The sequence below is a fragment of the Azospirillum sp. UENF 312511 genome (assembly GCF_058780635.1).
Genome location: NZ_JBSNCG010000004.1, coordinates 239,757 through 260,282 on the forward strand (window position 1 = coordinate 239,757; position 20,526 = coordinate 260,282).

General features: G+C 72.7%; 4 protein-coding genes and 1 pseudogene. All 5 read right to left on the bottom strand.

Going from position 1 to position 20,526, the window contains the following annotated elements:
* Nucleotides 1–13 precede the first annotated feature (13 nt).
* A pseudogene (locus ACWPN7_RS26630) lies at nucleotides 14–15,682 on the bottom strand (SDR family NAD(P)-dependent oxidoreductase); the annotation flags it as partial.
* 42 nt (nucleotides 15,683–15,724) lie between these two features.
* Nucleotides 15,725–17,014 carry a flavin-containing monooxygenase gene (locus ACWPN7_RS26635; protein ID WP_451997038.1) on the bottom strand — a complete coding sequence of 430 codons (1,290 nt, stop codon included), beginning with the start codon at nucleotides 17,012–17,014 and terminating at the stop codon, nucleotides 15,725–15,727.
* Between the two features lie 33 nt (nucleotides 17,015–17,047).
* On the bottom strand, nucleotides 17,048–18,457 hold the full coding sequence (locus ACWPN7_RS26640) for an NAD(P)/FAD-dependent oxidoreductase (protein ID WP_349619259.1): 1,410 nt from the start codon (nucleotides 18,455–18,457) through the stop codon (nucleotides 17,048–17,050).
* 50 nt (nucleotides 18,458–18,507) lie between these two features.
* Nucleotides 18,508–19,524, bottom strand: coding sequence for a Pnap_2097 family protein (locus ACWPN7_RS26645; RefSeq protein ID WP_492273513.1), 1,017 nt, complete (start codon nucleotides 19,522–19,524; stop codon nucleotides 18,508–18,510).
* Between the two features lie 208 nt (nucleotides 19,525–19,732).
* Entirely contained in the window at nucleotides 19,733–20,515 is a 783-nt protein-coding gene (locus ACWPN7_RS26650) for an enoyl-CoA hydratase-related protein (RefSeq protein ID WP_459196217.1), read from the bottom strand.
* Between the last annotated feature and the right edge of the window lie 11 nt (nucleotides 20,516–20,526).

The window sequence follows — 20,526 nt, forward strand, 5'->3', positions numbered from 1 at the left end:
CGGAGAAGCCCTGCCCGTCCAGAATCCGGCGCCAGCCCGCCTCGTCGAGCAGCGGCGTGTGCGGGATGCGTTCGGCGGGATCGTCGAACGCCCACCACCCGCCGGTCAGGCCGAAGGTCAGCGTGGCGAAGTCCCGGATGCGGCAGCCCTCGTTGAGGATCAGCACGCCGCCCGGCTTGAGCAGGCGCCGCACCCGGTCGAGCGTGCGGCGGATGTCGCGGGTGGCGTGCAGCACGTTGCTGGCGATCACCGCGTCGGCGCTGCCTTCGGGAACGGCGGCGATGCCGTCGTCGCGGTCGACGTCGAGTTCCGCGAATTCCAGGAACGGATAGGCGGCTGCAAAGCGGGTCCGCCCATGATCGGTGAAGGCCTTCGACAGGTCGGTGTAGAGGTAGCGCAGGGGACGGCCCAGCGCCGCCAGCCGTTCGAGGACGAAGGCGCTCGTCCCGCCGGTGCCCGCCCCGATCTCGACCACCAGGGGCCGCTCCGCCGTCGAGCCGCCGACCACGCCCGCCGCCGCCGAGGCGGCCAGACGGTGGAAGTAGTCGGCCACGCAGTCGCCGCGGTAGATGCCTTCGAGAAGGTCCATGCGGCCCTGCGGGAACATCACGTCCATGTGCCCGCGGCGACCGGTCAGAACCTCCGGATAGGCATCGACGCAGGCCCGGAGCAGGGTGACATGGGGCCGGGCGACCGGATGCTCGTCGCCGAAGCGGGCGACGGCCTCCGCGAGCGCGGCGCGCCCGGAGTCCGGCGGCTCGTCCGGCGATCCCACCGCCGCGCCTCCCCGCAACCGGCCATCCTCCAGACGGCAGAGGCCGGCCCGCAGCAGGATGTCGATCAGGCCGTCGAACAGCCGGCGGTAGGACGGCAGGATGCCCAGCCGGCGGAACAGCCCTTCGACCGTCTCCTCCGCATCCGGTGCGGCGAAGGCGCCCATGCGGCGCAGCGCGTCGTGCACCAGCCTTGCGGCCAGCCCGTCCAGCGCCCGCGAGGCCCGCTCGTAACCCAGGAGCTGGCCCTCATCGACCGCCGGACTCTCGATCCGCAGGGTGGAAACCGCGGCCTCCCCGGCGGCGCCGGTCATGCTGCGGCGCAGCTCCTCGCTGGCCCACACCGCCATGACCTGGACCTCGTCGTGGGCCAGCACGCGGTCGACCGCGTCGGCGCCCTGGCGCGGCGTGATCGAGCCGAGCCCCAGCGCCGCCATGCGGCGGGCGTAATCGGAGGAGGCCACCACGCCGACCGTCCCCCAATAGCCCCAGTTGACGATGCGGACCGGGTATCCGGCCTTGCGGGCCAGCCAGCGCGCGAAGGCGTCGTTGAAGGTGGAGGCCGCGGCGTAGTTGCTCTGGCCGGCGCTGCCCTCGAAGGACTGCGCCGAGGAGAAGAACATCATGACGTCGAGCGGCGCCCCGCCCAGCGCGTGCTGGAGCCGGACCGCGCCGTGCAGCTTCGGCCCGAGCGCCGCGAGGAAGGCGTCCTCGGACATGTTCTGGAGCGTGCGGTCTTCCAGGACCAGCGCGGAATGGATGACGCCGTGGATGGTGCCGAACCGCCGCCGCGCCTGCTCCACCGCCTGGACCGCCCCGTCGCCGCGGGCGATGTCGGCCTGGACGTACAGCACCTCGCCGCCGGCGGCCTCGATCTCCGCGGCCAGCCGCCTGCGCCGCTCGTCCAGGGGGCCGCGGCCGACCCAGACCAGCTTCGCCCGGGCCCGGGCGGCGAGATGGCGGCTGATCTCGACGCCGATCCCGCCGGCCCCGCCGACGATCAGGTAGGTGCCGCCGACCCGCCAGGGCGTTTCCCGGACCGGCTCCAGCCGCGCCTCCACCAGGACCCGCACGTAACGCCGCCCGCCGCGCAGGGCGACATCCTCGCCGCGGCCGAGCGGCGGTTCGGCGTCCAGCGCGTCCAGCCAGCGCGCGGGGGCGGTCTCGGCCCGGCTGACGTCCAGGCAGGCGACCTGCCAGCGGCCGAACTCCTTGGCCACCGCCTTGGCGAGGCCGTGCAGCCCGGCGGCCATCGGGTTGAGGCGCTCGTCACCGGTCACGTCATGGACATCGGCGGTCAGCACGCCGAGGCGGAGCGGATGGGTCGCCAGACCGGCCTCGCCCAGCGCCTTGACGGTGCGGAACAGCGACAGGAGCCCGCGCTCCTGCGCAGGGTGCGCGTCGCCGGTCCGGATGGCCTCCTCCGCGGTGCCCGGAGCGACGCCGGACAGATGGTAGACGCGGTCCGGGGCGGCCTGCGCGATGCGGCGGCGGAGCACGCCGTCGAAATCCGGCTCGCCGGCCACCAGAACGGTCACGTCGTCGCCCGGGTGGCGCGCCCGCAAGGCGTCGCCCAGGTCGGGGCCTTCCGGGGACCGGATCACCAGCACGCGACGCGGGCCGGAAACGGCCTCGGGCCGCCACGGGCGTTCGCCGGCCGGACGCTCGACCCAGCCCGGACGATAGAAGAAGCCTTCCAGCGGATCGCGCATCGGACGCAGGGTCACGTCGGCCATGCGCACGCAGGGCCGCCCCTCGCGGTCGAGCAGGGTCACGTCGAAGCGCTGCGGGCCGGCCAGCCGCAGGTGGGCGAAGCCGCCGCTCGGCGTGGCGCGGAGCACGTCCACCGCATCCACCGAGAAGGGCAGCAGCACGCCCGTTCCGCCCTCCTCGCGCACGAAGCCGGCGATGCCCTGGAGCGCGGAGTCCATCGGCCCCGGATGCAGCGGACGGCCCGCGCCGCCCCCGTCCACGGGAAGCAGTTCCACCAGCGATTCGTCGCGGCTTCCCCAGACCCGGCCGATCCCGCGGAAGTATCCCGCGTAATCGACGCCCAGCCGGCTGTAGTCCTCATAGACCCGCGCGCCGTCGAGGGTCCGCGGCAGGCGGCGCTTCAGCGTCTCCACATCGACGGCCTGATCCGCCGCAACGTCCAGCGGCCGGATCTCGCCGCGGGCGTGGACCACCGGCTGCTCGCCTTCCCCGGTCCCGGTGATCGCGAAGGAGGTGATCGCGAAGGAGGTGATCGCGAAGGACGTGATCGCGAAGGACAGGCCGTCCTCCCGGCGGGACAGAGTCACGCGCAGCCCGGCCCCGGCACCCGACACCTCCATGGGCTGCAGCCAGTGCACGCGGGAAAGCCGCAGCGGGCGGTCGCCCAGCACCCGCGCCGCCGCCGCGTGCGCCAGCTCCAGATAGCCGACCCCCGGCACGATCCCGCGGCCCAGCACCCGGTGGTCGCGCACCAGCGGGTCGTCCACCGGTATCCGGCGCAGGAAGCTCAACCCCCCGTCCAGGCTGGCGGCGAAGTCGGGGACCAGACCGGCGCCGTCCGCGGCATCGCCGGAACGGACCGCCAGCGACGGGGCGGTCGGCAATGGGGCCGCCGGCTCGGGAGCGATCCAATGGCGGTCGCCGGCGAAGGGATACGTCGGAAGCGCGATGCGCCGGGCCGCGACGCCGTCGAAGAGGGCCTTCCAGTCCGGGTCGAAGCCATGGACGTAGGCATCGGCCAGCCGCTCCAGCGCCGCACGGTCCGCCGCGGGGACCGGGAGCCCGGCGGGCAGGTTCGGCACCACCCCGGCGCCGTCGCCACCGTCGTGACGGAAGCCGCCATCCGGCGTCCGGCCGTCCGCCAGCGCGCCCAGGCCGGCCACGAGTTCCGCGCAGTCGCGCACGACCAGCGCCGCGCGCACGGCGAAGTGGCTGCGCCCCGCCGACAGGGTGACGGCGACATCCTCCAGGGCCGCGTCGCGTCCCGGCCCCTCCAGCCAGACCGCGAGATCGGCGGCGCGCCGCTGCAGGGCCGGGGCGGTCTTCGCCGACAGCGGGACGAGGCACAGGGGCAGACGGCGGCCAGCGACGGGCCGCTCCGGCGCTTCCTCGATCACCGCGTGGGCGTTGGTCCCGCTGAAGCCGAAGGAACTGACCGCGGCCATGCGGCGGTGCCCGGCGGGTGGGGTCCAATCCTCCGCCGCCGTGCAGACCCGGAAGGGGCTGTCCGCGAAATCGATGTGCGGGTTTGGTTGCGTGTAGTGCAGCGACGGCGGCAGCTTGCGGTGCTTCAGCGCCAGCAGCACCTTGATCACCGCCGCGACGCCCGCGGCCATGTTGGAATGGCCGATGTTGGTCTTCACCGAGCCGATCGGGATTGAACCGGCGGGAATCGAACCGGCGGGGTGGGGCCCGCGGTCGCCCGCGGCTCCGAAGGCCTCCGTCAGGCCCTTGATCTCGATCGGGTCGCCGAGCGCGGTTCCGGTGCCATGCGCCTCGACATAGGAAACGGCGCGCGGATCGATGCCGGCGCGTCGGTGCACCTCGCGGATCAGCCGCGCCTGCGAGCGCGCGCTGGGCGCGGAGATGCCGTTGGTCTTGCCGTCCTGGTTGCAGGCGATGCCGCGGATGACGCCGTGGATGGGGTCGCCGTCCGCCAGCGCCCGGTCGAGCGCCTTCAGCACGACCACACCCACGCCCTCGCCCATCACGATCCCGTCGGCAGCGGCGTCGAAGCTGCGGCAGCGCCCGGTCGGCGACAGCACCCCCGCCTTGCCGCTGACCACGTTCAGGTCGGGGGTCACCATCAGGAAGACCCCGCCGGCCAGCGCCATGTCGCAGTCGCCGGCGGCGATCCCGCGGCAGGCCAGCGCGATCGACACCAGCGACGACGAACAGGCGGAATCGACCGCCACGCTGGGCCCCTGGAGGTCGAGGAAATAGGCGATGCGGCCGGCCAGCACGCTGTTCGACAGGCCGGTGAGCGCGTGCGCCGTGCGGCGGCTGCCGACCAGCCGGGCGTAATCGCCCGTGTTGGCGCCGACGAAGACCCCGCAGCGGCTCCCCGCCAGCGCGCGGTCGCCGTAGCCGGCGTTCTCCAGCGCCTTCCAGGATTCCTCCAGGAACAGCCGCTGCTCGGGGTTGATCATCTCCGCTTCGAGCGGGGAGATGTTGAAGAAGGCGGCGTCGAACCGGTCGATTCCGTCGAGGCACCCGGCCCGGCGGCTGCCGCCGGTGGCGTCCCAGCGCTCCGCCGGGACCTCGCCGACGCTGTCCACGCCGTCCATGAGGTTGCGCCAGAAGTGGTCGGCGTCCGGCGCGCCCGGAAAGCGGCAGGACAGGCCGATGACGGCGATCGGCGTGTCCACCGCGGCCCGAACCGGCGCGGCCTGAACCGGTGGGGCCTGAACCGGCGGGGCCTGAACCGGCGGGGCTGCCGCCGGCTCCTCCACGCGGGGGGCGGGCACGGGCGCGGCGGTCTGCGGCCCGGGCCGCAGGGCGAGGCGGGCGCGGGCGGGGGGATGCGCGTCCAGCACCGGACCCTGTATCCGGTCCGCCGCCGGAATCGGGCGGCCAACCAACTGCACCCGCGGCGGCCGGGCGGGTTCCGCTGCGCGAGTGGCTGCGGCCACCGGAGCAATCGGCGCCGGCACGGACGGATGGCGCGCCGCCAGGGCCCCGCGCAGGGCGTCGGCCAAGGCCGCCGGGGTCGGGTGGTCGTAGAGCGCCGCTGCGTCCAGCTCCAGCCCGAAGGCCCGGTTGACCTCCCGGATGATCTCCACGCCGCTGATGGAATCCACGCCCATCTCGGCGAAGGTCGCCGCGGGAACGATCTGGTCGAGATGGACGATGTCGCGCAGGATGCCGGACAGCCTGGACGGTATCGCGTCCAGGTCGGCGGGCGGCGGAGCGGACGGTGCGGGTGGTGCCGGCACGACTGGGGTCACCGCCGCGGGAGCCGGCAGGGCGGTTTCGAGGGCGGATTCCAGGGCAACCCCGATGGCCGCTTCGAGGGCCGCTTCGAGGGCCGCCGGGGTCGGGTGGTCGTAGAGCGCCGCCGCGTCCAGCTCCAGCCCGAAGGCGCGGTTGACCTCCCGGATGATCTCCACGCCGCTGATGGAATCCACGCCCATCTCGGCGAAGGTCGCCGCGGGAGCGATCTGGTCGAGATGGACGATGTCGCGCAGGATGCCGGACAGCGTCGCCGACACCGCCTTTGCCCCGGCTCCGGCGGGGAGCCGCCGCGGCTCCGGCACCGCCGGAGGCGGAACCGCCGGTGACGGCAGGGGGCTGGCGCTTCCAGCCGCAGGCCGAAGGGCGATGCGCCCCGGGCGCGGCGGCGCCGCAGGGATGACCGCGGTGGGAGCGGCGACGGGCCGCGGCGCCTCGACGGGAACCGGCGGGACGGGGCGGGCCTGAAGTTGGGCTGCGGGTTGGGCCGGGGTATCCATGGTGGGCGTTTCCGGGATCAACGGGTAGCGCGCTCCGGCGAACGGATAGCTTGGCAGCGGCACGCGTCGGGCGCCCGTGACGGTCCAATCCGCGGCACCGCCCGCCGCCCAGCGGCGCGCCGCGGCATCGAGCGCACTGCCGGTCGTCCCGCACACCGCCGGCAGGGCGCCGGTTTCCGGCAGGCCCCGCAAGGCCGCGGCGAGCGTCCGCCGGTCACCGGCGATCACCGCCAGCCGGGCCGCCATCGGCTCCCGCCCGGTGGTCAGGGTGTGGCTGATGTCCCGCAGCGCCGGCAGATCGTCGCCGGCCCGCTCGATGAAGGCAGCGACATCCCGGGCGAGCGCGCGCAGATGGGTGTCGTCCCGCGCCGCAAGAGAGAATATCCACGGCCCGGCATCCGCCACCGGCGGGTGCGCCGTCCGCGGCGCCTCCCCGATCACCACATGGGCGTTGGTGCCGCCGAAACCGAAGGAGCTGACCCCCGCCCGCCGCGGCCGTCCGTCCGCCGGCCAGGGCTGGGTGCCGCGGACGATGCGGAACGGAGTGCCCGAGAGCTGGATCAGCGGGTTGACCTGGTCGAGGTTGGGCGTTCCCGGCAGCGTGCCGTGGCGCATCGCCATTACCACCTTGACGATGCCGGCGATGCCGGCGGCCGGCTCCAGATGGCCGATGTTGGTCTTGACCGAACCGATCCCGCAACTGTCCGGCGCATCGCTTCCGCCGGCGCGCATGCGGGCGAAGGCCGTGCGGATGCCGTCGATCTCCACCGGATCGCCGAGCCGGGTGCCGGTGCCGTGCAGTTCGAGGAAGCCGATGGCGTCGGCCCCGATGCCGGCGTCGGCCACGGCGGCCTCGATCAGCGCGGCCTGCGCCTGCGCGTTGGGCGCCGTGAGCGAGGTGGCCTTGCCCCCGTGGTTCACGGCGCTGCCGAGGATCACCCCGTGGACGTGGTCGCGATCGGCCAGCGCGGCGGCCAGCGGCTTCAGCACCAGCACGCAGACGCCCTCGCCCTTGACGAAGCCGTCGGCGGTGGAGTCGAAGGTGCGGCAGCGACCCCGGGGCGACAGGATTCCCATCTGGCTGGCTGCGATCATCCCCTCGGCGGAGGTGATGAGGCTGACGCCGCCGGCCAGGGCCATCTCGCATTCGCCGTCGCGCAGCAGGCGCACCGCCCGGTCCACCGCCACCAGGCTTGACGAGCAGGCGGTGTCCAGAACCTCCGCCGATCCGCGCAGATCGAAGAAGCGCGCCACGCGCTCCGCCAGATGGGCGGGGCGGCACAGGTCGGACTGGCTGTCGGCGATCTGCGCGCCGGCGAACACGGCCACCCGCCGCCCGGCCAGCGCGGAGGCGCGGTAGCCGGCGTCCTCCACCGCCTTCCAGCAGGTTTCCAAGAACAGCCGCTCCTGCGGGGCCATCCGCAGGGCGTCGGACGGCGACAGGCCGAAGAAGTCCGCCTCGAAACGGTCGGCGCCCTCGATGAATCCGCCCCAGCGGGAGACCGACCGGCCCCGCGCCACCTCCGGCCCGCCGTAGTCCCGCCGCCAGTCCCAGCGCTCCGCCGGGATTTCGCCGATCAGGTCGCGGCAGGCCTCCAGGTTGCGCCAGAAGCCGTCGATGTCCGGCGAGCCGGGGAAACGGCCGCTCATGCCGACGATGGCGATGGCACCGGAGGGGGCATCCGGAGCGGCGCCGAGAAGCGGCGCGGACGGTTCGCTCCGCGGCGGCGGGGTTTCGGAGAGGACGGGCGCGGTCACCGCGGGGGCCTCGACCGGAGCCTCGTCCGAAGCGGGAGCCGGCGGGGCGTAGCGCGCGTCCAGAACCGCCGGCCATTCCGCCAGGATGTGGCGGGTCAGGCTGTCGAGGTCGCCGTGGCTGAAGAAGGTGGTGGGCGACAGCGCGATGCCGAGGCCGGCGTTGAGCCGGTCCGCCAGATCGGACAGCATCAGGGAATCCAGCCCCAGGTCGCCCAGATGGCCGGCCCTCTCCACCGTTTCCACCGGCACCGACGCGCTCTGCGCGATGCCGTGCAGGATGTCCCGGCGCAGGCGGTCGGCAATCGGCGCGCCGTCGGTGGGCGGCGCGGTCGGCGGAACGGGGGTAGCGGCCGGCGGGGCGGCCGCGGCCCGGCGGGGGCCGGCGATGCCGCGCGTCGCGAACAGGCGGGCGGCGCGCTCCGGCTCGCCCTTCAGCAACAGGACGTTGCTTCGGCCGGACCGCAGGACCCGGTCGAAAAGCTCCGCCCCCTCCGCCGATTCCAGGGCGGCGAGGCCGGCGGTGCGGAGATAGAGATCCTCCGCCGCCGCCTCGGTGTGCATTCCCCCGTCCCGCCACAGCGGCCAGCCGATGGAGAGGGTCCGGCCCTGCCGCCGGCCGCGCTGCCGCTCGCCCTCGCGCCAGAGGCCCCAAGCGGACTGGAAGCGGTTCGCGACCGCGTAGTCGCACTGTCCGAAATCGCCCAGCTCCGCCGAGACGGACGAGAACACCGCGAAGAAGTCCAGCGGCAGGTCCGCGGTCGCGCGGTCCAGCGCCACCGTGCCGTCCAGCTTGGGCGCCAGCGTGGCGGCGAACTCCTCCGGCGTCTTGGCGGTCAGCGGACGCCCGGTGAAGGCGCCCGCCGCGTGGATCACCCCGTGCAGGGCGCCGAAGCGCTCCACCACCTCGGCGACCGCCGCGCCCAGGGACGCCGCGTCGGTGACGTCGGCCTGCCGGTAGCTGAAGACCGGCCCGGCCAGGGACACCGCCTCCGGCGCGGAACGCCCGACCAGCACCACCTGCCCGGCTCCGCGCGCCGCCAGATGGCGCGCCATGATCCGGCCCAGAGCCCCGGCGCCGCCGGTGATCAGGTAGACGCCGCCCGTCCGGATGGCCACGCCGTCGCCACTTGGCGCCAGCGCCGTGGACACCGGCCCCAGGACCGCCAGTGTCCGGACGCGGCGCACCACGGTGCCGCCCTCCCCGCCGCCCGGCTTCAGCCGGTAGGCGACCTCGGGCTCCGGCGACGCCAGCTCCCCGCACAGCCGGGCCGCCAAAGCCGCATCCCCGATCGACGGGTCCACGCGCAGGCAGGTCACGCCGAGGTTGGGCAGCAGCGGCTTGACCGACGGTGCGTAGGCCGCCACCGCGTCGAAGACGGCCGCGCCCGCGTCGGCGGAATCCTCGGTGCCGCGCCACACGAACAGCAGCCGGACGAGGTCCCGGTGCCCGGCGTCGATCACCGCCCGCAGGATGTGCCGGACGGCATGGATCCCCTGCACCGCCGGGTCCGTCGGCAGGCGCCCGGCCCAGGCCACCACGATGGCCGCCGGCCCCGCACCGCGCGACACCGCGTCCTGGATCAGCGACCGGTAATGGGCGGCGTCCGCCGGATCGATCTCCGCCCGTCCGCCGCCGTGACGCAGGGCCGTCCCCGGCGTCACCAGAAGCGCCGGTCCGAGCCCGCCGGCCAGACGGTCACCGGCCAAACGATCGCCAGCCAAGCGATCATCGGCGTCGAACAGCCAGACCGGGCCGGCATCCCTGCCGTCTGCCGGCGGGACCGGCGGCGCATCCTGCCACCGCGCCTCGGCGGCCAGGATCGCGACCCCACCCTCTCCGGCGGCCACCGGCGGCGACGCCGGTGGACGGACCGGCGTTCCGGCCGCGGCACGGAAGGCGCTGCGGGACAGCGGATAGGTCGGAAGGGACGCGAAGCGGGCGCCGCTCCCCTCGTTCAGCCGCTCCCAGTCGGGATCGGAGCCGATCACGTAGAGCTGGGCCAGAGCCGACGCCTTCTCGCGCCGACCGGCCTCGTCCAGGTCCGGCGCCCGCAGATCCGCGACGAGCTGCCGGCACACCGCACCCAGCACCGCGTTCTCGGCGGCCCGCCCAACCCAGGCGAGATCCGCCGCCCCCCGCTCCAACACCGCGTCGAGCAGCCCGCACAGATGGTCGTGGTCGCGGACGACCAGAGCCGCGCGCTCGGCGAAATGCATCCGCCCGACCTGGAGGGTGCGGGCGATGTCGGCCATCGGCACCGCCGCTCCCGGCCCATCCAGCCAGCCGCGCAGATCGGCGAGGCGGCGGCGCAGCGCCTCCGGCTTGCGGGCCGAGACCGGCAGCACGGACCACGGTTGTTCCGCCGGGCGGTCGGGAAGGGCCGGCGCCTCCTCGATCACCACATGGGCGTTGGTGCCGCTGAAGCCGAAGGAGCTGACCGCGGCCCGCCGCGGCCCGCCGCCCGCCGGCCAGTCGCGGCTGACGGTGTTGACGAAGAAGGGACTGGAGGCGAAGTCGATCTGCTCGTTGGGCCGTTCGAAGTTCAGCGAGGCCGGGATGCGGCGGTGCGTCAGCGACAGCAGCGCCTTGACGAAGCCGGTGATCCCGGCCGCCGTCGCGGCGTGCCCGATGTTGGTCTTGACCGATCCCAGGGCGCAGAACTGGCGGCGGTCGGTGAAGGCGCGGAAGCTGCGGGTCAGCGCTTCCACCTCGATGGGATCGCCGAGGCTGGTGCCGGTGCCGTGGGCCTCGACGCTGCCGATGGTCCCGGGATCGATCCCGAAGCGGCGGTAGACGGACTCCGTCAGGGCCGCCTGGGCCAGCGGGTTCGGCGCGGTGATTCCGTTGGTGCGTCCGTCCTGGTTGACGCCGGTGGCCTTGATCACGCCCAGGATGTTGTCGCCGTCGGCGACCGCGCGGGCGAGCGGCTTGAGGACCACCGCCGCCACCGCCTCACCGGCGACGAAGCCGTCCGCGCCGGCGTCGAACGCCTTGCAGCGCCCGTCCGGAGCCAGCATGCGGCCGTTGCTGGCCAGGATGTGGAAGGTCGGGGTGACGTTCAGGAACGCTCCGCCGGCCAGGACGATGTCCGTCTCGCCGGCCAGCAGGCTCTGGCAGCCGAGATGGATGGCGACCAGCGAGGAGGAGCAGGCGGTCTCCACCGCGAGGCTCGGCCCGTCGAGGTCCAGCAGATAGGAGATGCGGGCGGCCAGGACCGAGCTGGTGTTCCCCCAGAAGGACTGCGCCCCCATGGGCACGCCGTTCTGGATCATCCAGGTCAGGTAGTCGCCGCCGCCCGCCCCGACGAAGACGCCGCAGCGCAGGCCGCCGCAGCCGGGCCGCGCGTAGCCCGCATCCTCCAGCGCCGCCCAGGCCTGCTCCAGGAACAGCCGGTGCTGCGGGTCCGACAGCTCCGCCTCGCGCCCGGTGATGTTGAAGAACTCCGCGTCGAACAGGTCCACGGCGTCGAGGAAGCCGCCGCGGGTGGTGTAGGTGCGATCGAGCTTGCGGGGATCGGGGTCGTAGTGGGACTCCGCCGGCCAGCGGTCGGGCGGAACCTCGCCGATGGCGCAGCGCCCGGCGTCCAGCATCTCCCAGAACGCCTCGACGCTCGCCGCGCCGGGGAATCGCCCGGCCATGCCGATCACCGCGATGTCGGACGAGGCTGGTTGGGACGGCGCCAATTGGGACGGCCCCAACTGGGACGACAGCGGGGCCGCGACGGCTGAAACGGCGGCCGCTGCGGGCTTTACGGCGGGCGTTCCGGCGGCGATGCCGAGCCGCTGCGCCAGGGCCGCCCCGTGGGTCGCCCCGAGGTGACGGCTCAGCCGGTCGATGGAGGCGTGCTCGAACAGGACGGTCGGCTTCAGGGAAACGCCCAGCTCGCCGGCCAGCGCCGCCACCACCTCGCTCCCGACGAAGCTGTCCAGCCCGTATTCGAAGAAGGGGCGGCTGGTGTCGATGCGCTCGGCGCTCTCGTCCAGGGAGCGGCACACCTGATCCAGGATGCGGGCGCGGATCGCCTGGACGAGCGGGTCCCGCAGCGCCGCGGACGGCTCGGCCACCGGCGCGGGCGGCGCCGGCTCGGCCACGGGAGGAGGGGGAGCCGCCGATGGTTCGATCACCCCGTCGCTGTCCGCCGCCAGGATGCACTGGACGTGCGCGTCGCCCTGCCCGTCGCCGGTCACGCGAAGCCCGTGGAAGCCCCGCTCCGCGAGCACGCGGCGCCATCCCGCCACGTCGAGCAGCGGCGAGCCGCCCAGCCGCAGGTCGCGGTCGCGCCACAGCCACCAGCCGTCGAGAAGGCCGAAGGTGATCGCCAGGAAGGTCTGCGCCGCCGTGGCCTCGCACAGGACCAGCCGCCCGCCCGGCTTGAGCAGCGCCTTCGCATGGCCGACCGCGGCCCTGACGTCGCTGGTGGCGTGCAGGACGTTGGACGCCACCACCACGTCGAAGGACCCGGGTTCGAAGCCCTGCGCCGCCGGGTCCCGCTCGATGTCCAGCGTCTGGAACACCAGCTCCGCGCCGCTCCGCGCGAAGCGCTGCCGGCCGTGCCGCAGGAAACCGCGGGACACGTCGGTGTAGACGTAGCGCACGCGGCGCCCCCAGGGGGCCAGCGCCTCCAGCACCGGTTCGGTGGTGGCGCCGGTGCCCGCCCCGATCTCCAGCACCGACAGCGCGCCGTCCGGCGTCCCCTCCAGCCGCTCGCGGATCGTCCGGGCCACCGCCTCGTTGAAGGGGCGGGTCAGCGCCCCGCCCTGGTAGACCGGCTTGACCAGCCGCAGGGTGCCGTCGGGGAACAGGACGTCCGATGCGGCGGTGCGGCCCGCCAGGAGGTCGGGAATCGCCAGGGCGCCGTGACGCGCCAGACGGAGATGCGCGTGCAGCTCCGGCGGATGCCCGGCGAGGAAGGCGTCCTCGTCCATGGGCCAGGGGGCCGGCGCCGCGTCGACGATGCCCGCGGCGGCGATCCGCTCGCCGTCGCGGCGGAGCAGACCGCCGGCGATCAGCCGCCCGATCAGGGCGTCGAAGACCGGCTCCGCCGCCGGAACCAGCCCGATCGACCGCCGGAGCCGGGCCGGGTCGTGGCTCTCGCCCGGACGGACGAAGACACCCATCGCCCGGAAGGCCGCCCCGAGCAGCCAGATGCACACCTCTTCGAGCCGGGAAACCAGGGTCCGGTAGGCCGGAGCGTCGAGCGTCGGGAGCCTGTTCCCTCCCTCCGCCCCTGCGGCGGCGGGCCGGGGGTCCGACGCCGGGGCCGCGCCCGCGGCCTTGAACCAGTGGCGCGTGCGGGCGAACGGGTAGCCGGGGAGACGGAGCCGGCGCGGGGCGGTTCCCCGATGCAGGGCCGCCCAGTCCACCGCCCCGCCGGCAACCCAGCGCGCCGCGACGGCGTCCGGCCCGGTGGCCGGCGGGACGGACGGTCCGTCATCCCTTCCGCCGTCCGTCGTTCCGCTGTTTACGGCTCCGCGATGAATCCCGGAGCCGGCGGTGCCGCCCCGCAGGCCCCGCAGCGTCGCGCGAAGCTCCGCCATGTCGCGCGCCACGAAGGCCAGCCGATGCTCCAGCGCCTCGCGGCCCGCCTGCAGCGTCCAGGCGATGTCAGCCAGACCGTGGCCAGCGGAATCCGGGCCGTCGAGATGGTCGAGCAGGGCCGCGGCCTGGGCGTCGAGCCGGTCGCCGCTGCGCGCCGACAGCACGATCACCTGTGGGCCTCGGCCGGGCGACCCGGCGCCCGCCGGCATCGGCGGTGGCTCCTCGACCACCACATGGCCGTTGGCGCCCCCGAAGCCGAAGGAGCTGATGCCGGCGCGCCGCGGCCACGGGCGGGCGGTCGCCGGATCGTTGGCCACAGGCCAGGCCGTGGCTTCGGCGGCCAGCCGGAACGGCGTGCCCCGGAGGTCGATCGCCGGATTGACCCGGTCGAGATGAAGGCTCGCCGGGATGCGGCCATGGCGCATGGACAGCAGGACCTTGGCCAGCGCCGCGATGCCGGAGGCGGTTTCCAGGCTGCCGACATTGGACTTGACCGATCCCACCACGCAGTGGGGCTGGTCCGGCGGCGCCGCGCCGCGCTGCCGGCGGAGCGTCGCGAAGGCGCGGACAAGCGCCTCGGCCTCAACGCGGTCGCCCAGCTCGGAGCCGATGCCGTAAGCCTCGATGCAGGTGATGGAGGCCGGATCGATGCCGGCGTCGGCATAGGCCCTGACCAGCACGTCGGTCTGCGCCTCGCCGCTCGGGCTGGTCAGGGAGCCGGCGCGGCCGCCGTGGTTGACGGCGCTGCCGAGGATCACCCCATGGATGGGGTCGCCGTCGGCGAGGGCCTTGTCCAACGGCTTCAGGACGATCGCACCGACGCCTTCACCGCGGACGAAGCCGTCGGCTCCGGCGGCGAAGGGGCGGCAGCGCCCGGACGCGCTCAGCATGCCGGCCTTGCGGAAGGCGTCCGACACCCGGTCGTGCAGCACGAGGTTGGCGCCGCCCACGATCGCCATGGTGCAGTCGCCGGCGGCCAGCGCGCGGACCGCGTTGTGCAACGCCACCAGCACGCTGGAGCAGGCGGTGTTGACCACCTCGCTCGGCCCCTTGAGATCGAGCGTGTGGGAAATGCGGTTGGCCGCGATGGAATGGGCCATGCCGGTCGCCATGAACGGATCGACCGCCGCCGAGCCGGCGATGCTGAGGTCGAGATAGTCGGTGGTGGCGATGCCGACGAACACGCCGGTCGACGTCCCGGCAAGGCTGGAGGGCGTGATCGCCGCGTCCTCCAGCGCATGCCAGACGGCCTGCAGCAGCAGACGCTGCTGCGGGTCCATGGCCGCGGCCTCCCGCGGGGAAATGCGGAAGAAGGCGGCGTCGAAACGGTCGACGTCGGCGATCAGGGCGCCCCGTCCCGGCAGGCCGCGCTCCGCCGCCGGAGCATCGACCAGATCCGTGCCCGCCGCGAGGTGCCCCCAGAACGCGCCCAGGTCGGGCGAGCCCGGCAGCACCGCCGCCATGCCGACGACCGCCACGCCGGACCCGTGCGCCGTTGTTGACGCCGTTGCCGACGCCGCTGCCGGCGCTCTCGCCGGAACCGGCGGAGGGGCGACCGGCGGCGGAACCGGAGAGCCCGCCCGCTTCTCGGCGTTCCGCCAGAGATTCTCCATGTCGAACCCGCCGCCCGCCGCAGGCCCGGCCTCCCGGCGCGGTCGCAGCGGCGGCTCCACCGGGCCGGAAGCGGGCGCAGGGGCCGCGCCGGCCGGCGCCGCGCCCAGCCCGGCCCGGACCAGGGCCGCGCCGTGGTTGTCCACCACATGGGCGACGACGCCCCGCAGATCGCGGAACTCGAACAGCACGGTCGGCGACAGCTCGATGCCGAAGCGATCCTGGAGCCGCCCGGTGAATTCGGAAGCGATGATGGAGTTCAGGCCGTAATCGGCCACGGGCCGGCGCAAATCCAGATCGTCCGGCGCGATGCCCAGAAGGTCGCCGGCCATCGCGGCGAACACCGCCTCGAAGGCGTTGCGGAGGCCCGCATCACCGGGCGCGTTCCGCGGCCCGTCCGTCGCGGACCCCGCCACCGCCGCATCGGCCGCAAGCCCGGTGGCCGGTTCGGCGGCCGGTTCGACGGGCGGAGTCAGGGCCGCCTGGAGCAAGGTCACCGCCTCGTCCTCGGAGATTTCGAGAGTGGCCGTGCGTTCCAGAATGTCGCGTATGTCCATTGCCTCTCGACCCCATCCCTCCCAGCCCGCGAAACCGGCGGCTCAGCCTTCCAGCTTGGTCCGCAGGAAGTTGAGCAGCTTGATGAATTTCCAAAGATCGACTTCGATGTCGTGCCGATCGGAGCGCAGGAAGTGGTCCTGGCCGAGGTCGGGGCCGGGGCCGCGGCACATCTCGCGGACGACCCTGAAGCTCGGCGTCTGCCGCTCCATGGCGTGCACGTAGGCGGACAGCATGGCGCTGCTCGCGTTCGAGACGTTGCCGAAGCCGCCGGCGGCGTTCCGCGTGCCGACGAAGCACAGCGTCTCGTGGTCCGGGTGGAAGATCGCGGCGAAAAGCTCGGGCCGCAGCCCCCGCCACGTCACCAGACCCTCGGGCAGGAACGGGCAGGACATGCGGTAGCCGGTGGCGTAGACGATGACGTCCACCTCGGCGCGGCTGCCGTCGGCGAACAGCACGCTGTCGCCCTGCAATTCCCGGACGTCGGGCTTCGCCACGATGTCGCCGTGGGCGATGTGGTGGAGCACCAGCGAGTTCATGATGGGATGGGACTGGTCGACACCGTAGTCCGGTTTCGGCAGCCCGTAATCGGACGGGTCGCAGCCGACCAGCTTCAGCACTTCGCCGACATGGGCCCACAGCTCGTTCCGGTCGGCGAAGCGGCGCGGGAGATCCATCAGCCAGTCCTGCGTGGGCCGCCCGTCCACAAACTTGGGCATGTAGTGGTAGGGACGCCGCGTGCTGTGATGGACGGTCTTCGCCACCGCAGTGGCGTCCACCGCGATGTCGCACCCCGAATTGCCGCCGCCAACCACCAGGACGCGCTTGCCGCGCAGGATGTCGGCGCCGAGATAATCGGCGGCGTGCAGGGAGGTGCCCCGGAATTCTCCGGGATAGGACGGCGTCCGCGGCTCCCGCTGGAGGCCCGTGGCCACGAACAGGCCGGCATACCGCTTCTCGACCCCGTCGGTGGTGGTGACCCGCCAGCGGCGCCCCTCCGGCTGCACGGCTTCGACGCGGCTTCCGAACCGGGCGTGCTCGTAGAGGCCGAAATGCCGCGCCATGTCGCGGAGGTAGGCCAGGAACAGGCGGTGGTTCGGATAGACCGGATAGTCGTCCGGCATCGGATAGTCGCTGAACTGGGTGTTCTTCTTCGACGAGATCAGATGGGTGGATTCATAGACCCGGCCGGCCCTGGTCCCGAAGTTCCACACGCCGCCGAAATCGCCCTCCTGCTCGATGACTTCGAACGGGATGCCGTTCTGCTTGAAGGTCTTGGCCAGACCGATGCCGGACGGCCCGCCGCCGATGATGCCGTAAATGTCTTCAGCCATAGTCGTCTGCCACATGCTGCCGGATGACGGGGTTTAGCGGGACGGCGCCGGCACGACGCCGGGAACCGGTCGGGGGGCGCGGAACATCCGCCAGAAGGCGCGCCGCATCAGCCTGCCGTTCAGCACCTCGGCCGGCGGCTTGATCATGTGCATCACCTCCATGAGCCCGCGGGCGAGTTCCGGGTCCTCGGCCGCCATGCGGTTGATCGCGACGGAGAAGCGGCGGAACAGCCAGAGCCACGGCTCGCGCAGGAGCCAGCGCTGGAACCGGGACTGCACGGCGATGGTCGTGCCGGGCCACAGCGAATCCCCCAGCGCCGCCATGATCCAGGGCGTGGCGTAGACCTCCCGCGGCAAGCGCTGGAGATGGCTGCGCACCGCCGCGGACAGCGGGTCGGGTCCCGAAGCCCGCGCCAGCGAATCGCCCAGCGTGAGGGCGCTCAGCGCCGCCAGCGTGATGCCCTGGCCGTAGATCGGGTTGAGCGTGCCGACCACGTCGCCCATCGGCAGGTAGCGGTCCGGGAGGTTCGGCACCCGCTCGAAATGGCGGACCCGGTTGGGCGCCTGCCGGAAGGTGTAGATCGGCGACAGCGGCTTGGCCGCGCTGAACCAGGCATGGAATTCCGGGGTGCGCAGCGACTTCGCAAGCTCCAGGAATCCCGCGTCGTCGTCGGGCACGGACTTCAGGCCGATGGTCGCCAGGCCGCCGATGTAGCGGTCGCCCTCGATGGGGAAGATCGCCGCGCTCAGCGGATCGTCCGGCGCCTTCGGCTGCGTCGAGATCAGCTTCCAGCCGGGGGACGCGTCCTTCGGGGCCTCGTACCAGCGGCAGCTGTAGGCGAGGTGGCAATCGACCACGCTTTCCGGCGGCGCGGCGCAGCCGATCTCCTCCAGCCACTTCAGGGAGGCCGACGCACGGCCGCTGGTGTCGACGACGAGGTCGCCGTAGATTTCGCTGTCCCCGCTGTCGCGGGCGACCCGCACCCCGGTGACCGCCCGGCGGGAGGGATCGGTCAGCAACCCCTTGACCGCGCAGCCCTCCTCCATGCGCACGTTGGGCAGGCGCAGCAGGTGGTCGCGCACATGCCAGTCGAGAAGCGCGCGCGTGCTGCCCCGCACCAGCAGCCGGTCGGAGGTGTAGTCGGGCAGCCAGCCGAACGGCCCGTTGACCCGCGCCCCTTCCGACCACTGGAAGCAGACGGCTCCCGCCGCCTCCAGGTCCGGTCCGAGCCCGGGAAACAGGCGTTCGAGTTCCATCCGCCCGCGGGCGAGGATCAGGTGGACGTGCCAGCCCTGCGGCTGCCCTTTGCGCAACGCCGGCCCGTCGCCGTAACGGTCGCGCTCCAGAACGGTGACATGGGCGAAGGATTCGGAAAGCACCCGCGCGGCCAGCATTCCGGAAATGCTTCCGCCGATGACGATGGCATGGTTACCGATCGGCATGTCGAACATCCTTGTCGTCGAGCCGGCGTGTCCGGCGGAAAGCCGGGCGATCAGGGTTTCCCGAGCCAGTGGAAGGCGTGGGCGCTTGAGGGCCGGACCAGTTGCTTGATGGTGAAGAGATCCGCGATCCGGACGCCGTCGCTGTTGCGCAGGAGCGTCGCCATGGTCGCGACGCGCTGGCCGTCGAGCCACTCCCTGGACCGCAGGACGTAGGTCAGCCGCTCGCCGGCATCGGCGTTGCCGTAGTAGAAGACGTCCCGCGCGCAGGTGACGCTTGCCAGGGCCCAGTCGTCGCCGCGCTCGAGCTGTCCGACCTCCGCTCCGGCCTCCGCGTTGAAGAAGGCGCGCTCGCCGATGTCGGCGATGCGGTGGTACGACGCGAAGTAGAGCAGCCCGACACCGTTGAGGTCGCAGTAGGGATCGACCTCGTGCTCCAGCGTGAAGAGGGAGTCCTCGGTCCAGTGGAAGGGATGGCCCCCGAGGACGAGCGCCGGGCCGGACACCAGCGCCATGCCGTCCAGGGCGCGCGCCTTGACCTGCTGGTACTGCTGGCCAAGCGGCGGCAGGACGTGGTGCTGCGGGCTGCGGGCCCTCTCCATGCCCAGCGGGGCCGAGCGGGCGAGACCCTTGTTGTCGGTGTGCCGCGCGACGAAGGCCGATACCATCGACACCCGCACCGAGGCCTCGGGCTTGGAGAAGGTGGTTTCGCTGAAGTAGCGGCGGTCGCCGAAGCGGCTGAGGGCCGGGTGGACGGCCAACGCGTCGCCCTCGCCGAACTCACCGAGATGGCCGGAGGCGACGATCCGCATGCGCAGGAAACTGGCGTAAAGCCGATCGGCCGAGCGGTCGAGGATGGCCTGGGAAGGAACGCCGAGATCATTGCAGATCATGCGCCAATGGATGTCGCCCGCTTCTTTCGCAAGCCATCGTTCGGACATCGCTCCGGAAAGGATTTGGGGCATGCCCATGACGACGCCGAGCGGAATTGGCATGCGCTCGGGGAGAGTGCGGCTGTAACCGATATCGTCACCAAGCCGGATATCCTGCAATTTCTCGATCAGATGCATGGCGAGTCCTCCCACAATGCATAGATTTATATACGTATAGACTTATGCGTGCGTGTATGTGCATTGTGATATGCATCCTATCAGAGAAATTTTGATCGTTCTATGCGAAAAATCATTCCTCTATCACGTAATATTGCACACAAATGCGCTAATTACATGACCAACACTCAACTCATACATATGCCCGTCATACCGGAGCGGGAAACGTTCAAGGACGGTTCCAAGGGAATCTCTGGTAGCGGACGTAATCGGTGATGGCCTCACGGACCCGGGCGTCCGCCATCAGCCGGTCGGTCTCCATGACGGCCCGTTCTTCCCGCTCCGGATCGATCGCCCCGATGGCGCGGAAGTAGCGTTTGATATCGCCGACGGTGGCGGGGGCCAGCCGCCCGGCCTTGACCGACAGACGGCGCAGAACCTCCTCCGGGGTTTCCGTCACCTGATCCACCAGCCCCAGGGACAAGGCCTCCGGCGCGGCGATCAGCTCCGTCGTCAATGCCAGCCGGTACGCCGCCTGGAAGCCCGTGCGCCGGAGCACATAGAGGCCGACGCAGGCCGGGACGAGGCCCCAGACCGCTTCCGGCAGGCTGAACTGCGAGCGCGGCGTGGCCACGGCGACGTCGCTCGCCGCCACGAAGCCGAGGCCACCGGCCATGGCGGCGCCGTCCACCACGGCAACCACCAGGCGCGGGAACAGCGTCAGGCGCCGCAGCGTCTCGATGTACAGCCGTGCCGAATGGTCCGGCTCCGGCCCGCCGCCCGGCCGGTCGCCGGCTTCCAGGAGATCCTGAAGGTCCAGGCCCTTGCAGAAGACGCCGTCGCGGCCTTCGATGACCACCAGACGGGGCCGGGATTCGGCCTCGATCCGGTCGAGCACGGCGTTCAGCTCGGCCAGCAGGCGCATGTTGAACGCGTTTCCGCGCCCTGGCCGGTCGAAGGTGACGGTGGCCCGGTCGGCATCGTCCCGGACGAGCAGCGTCGTTTCGGTCATGGTCCTGTCCG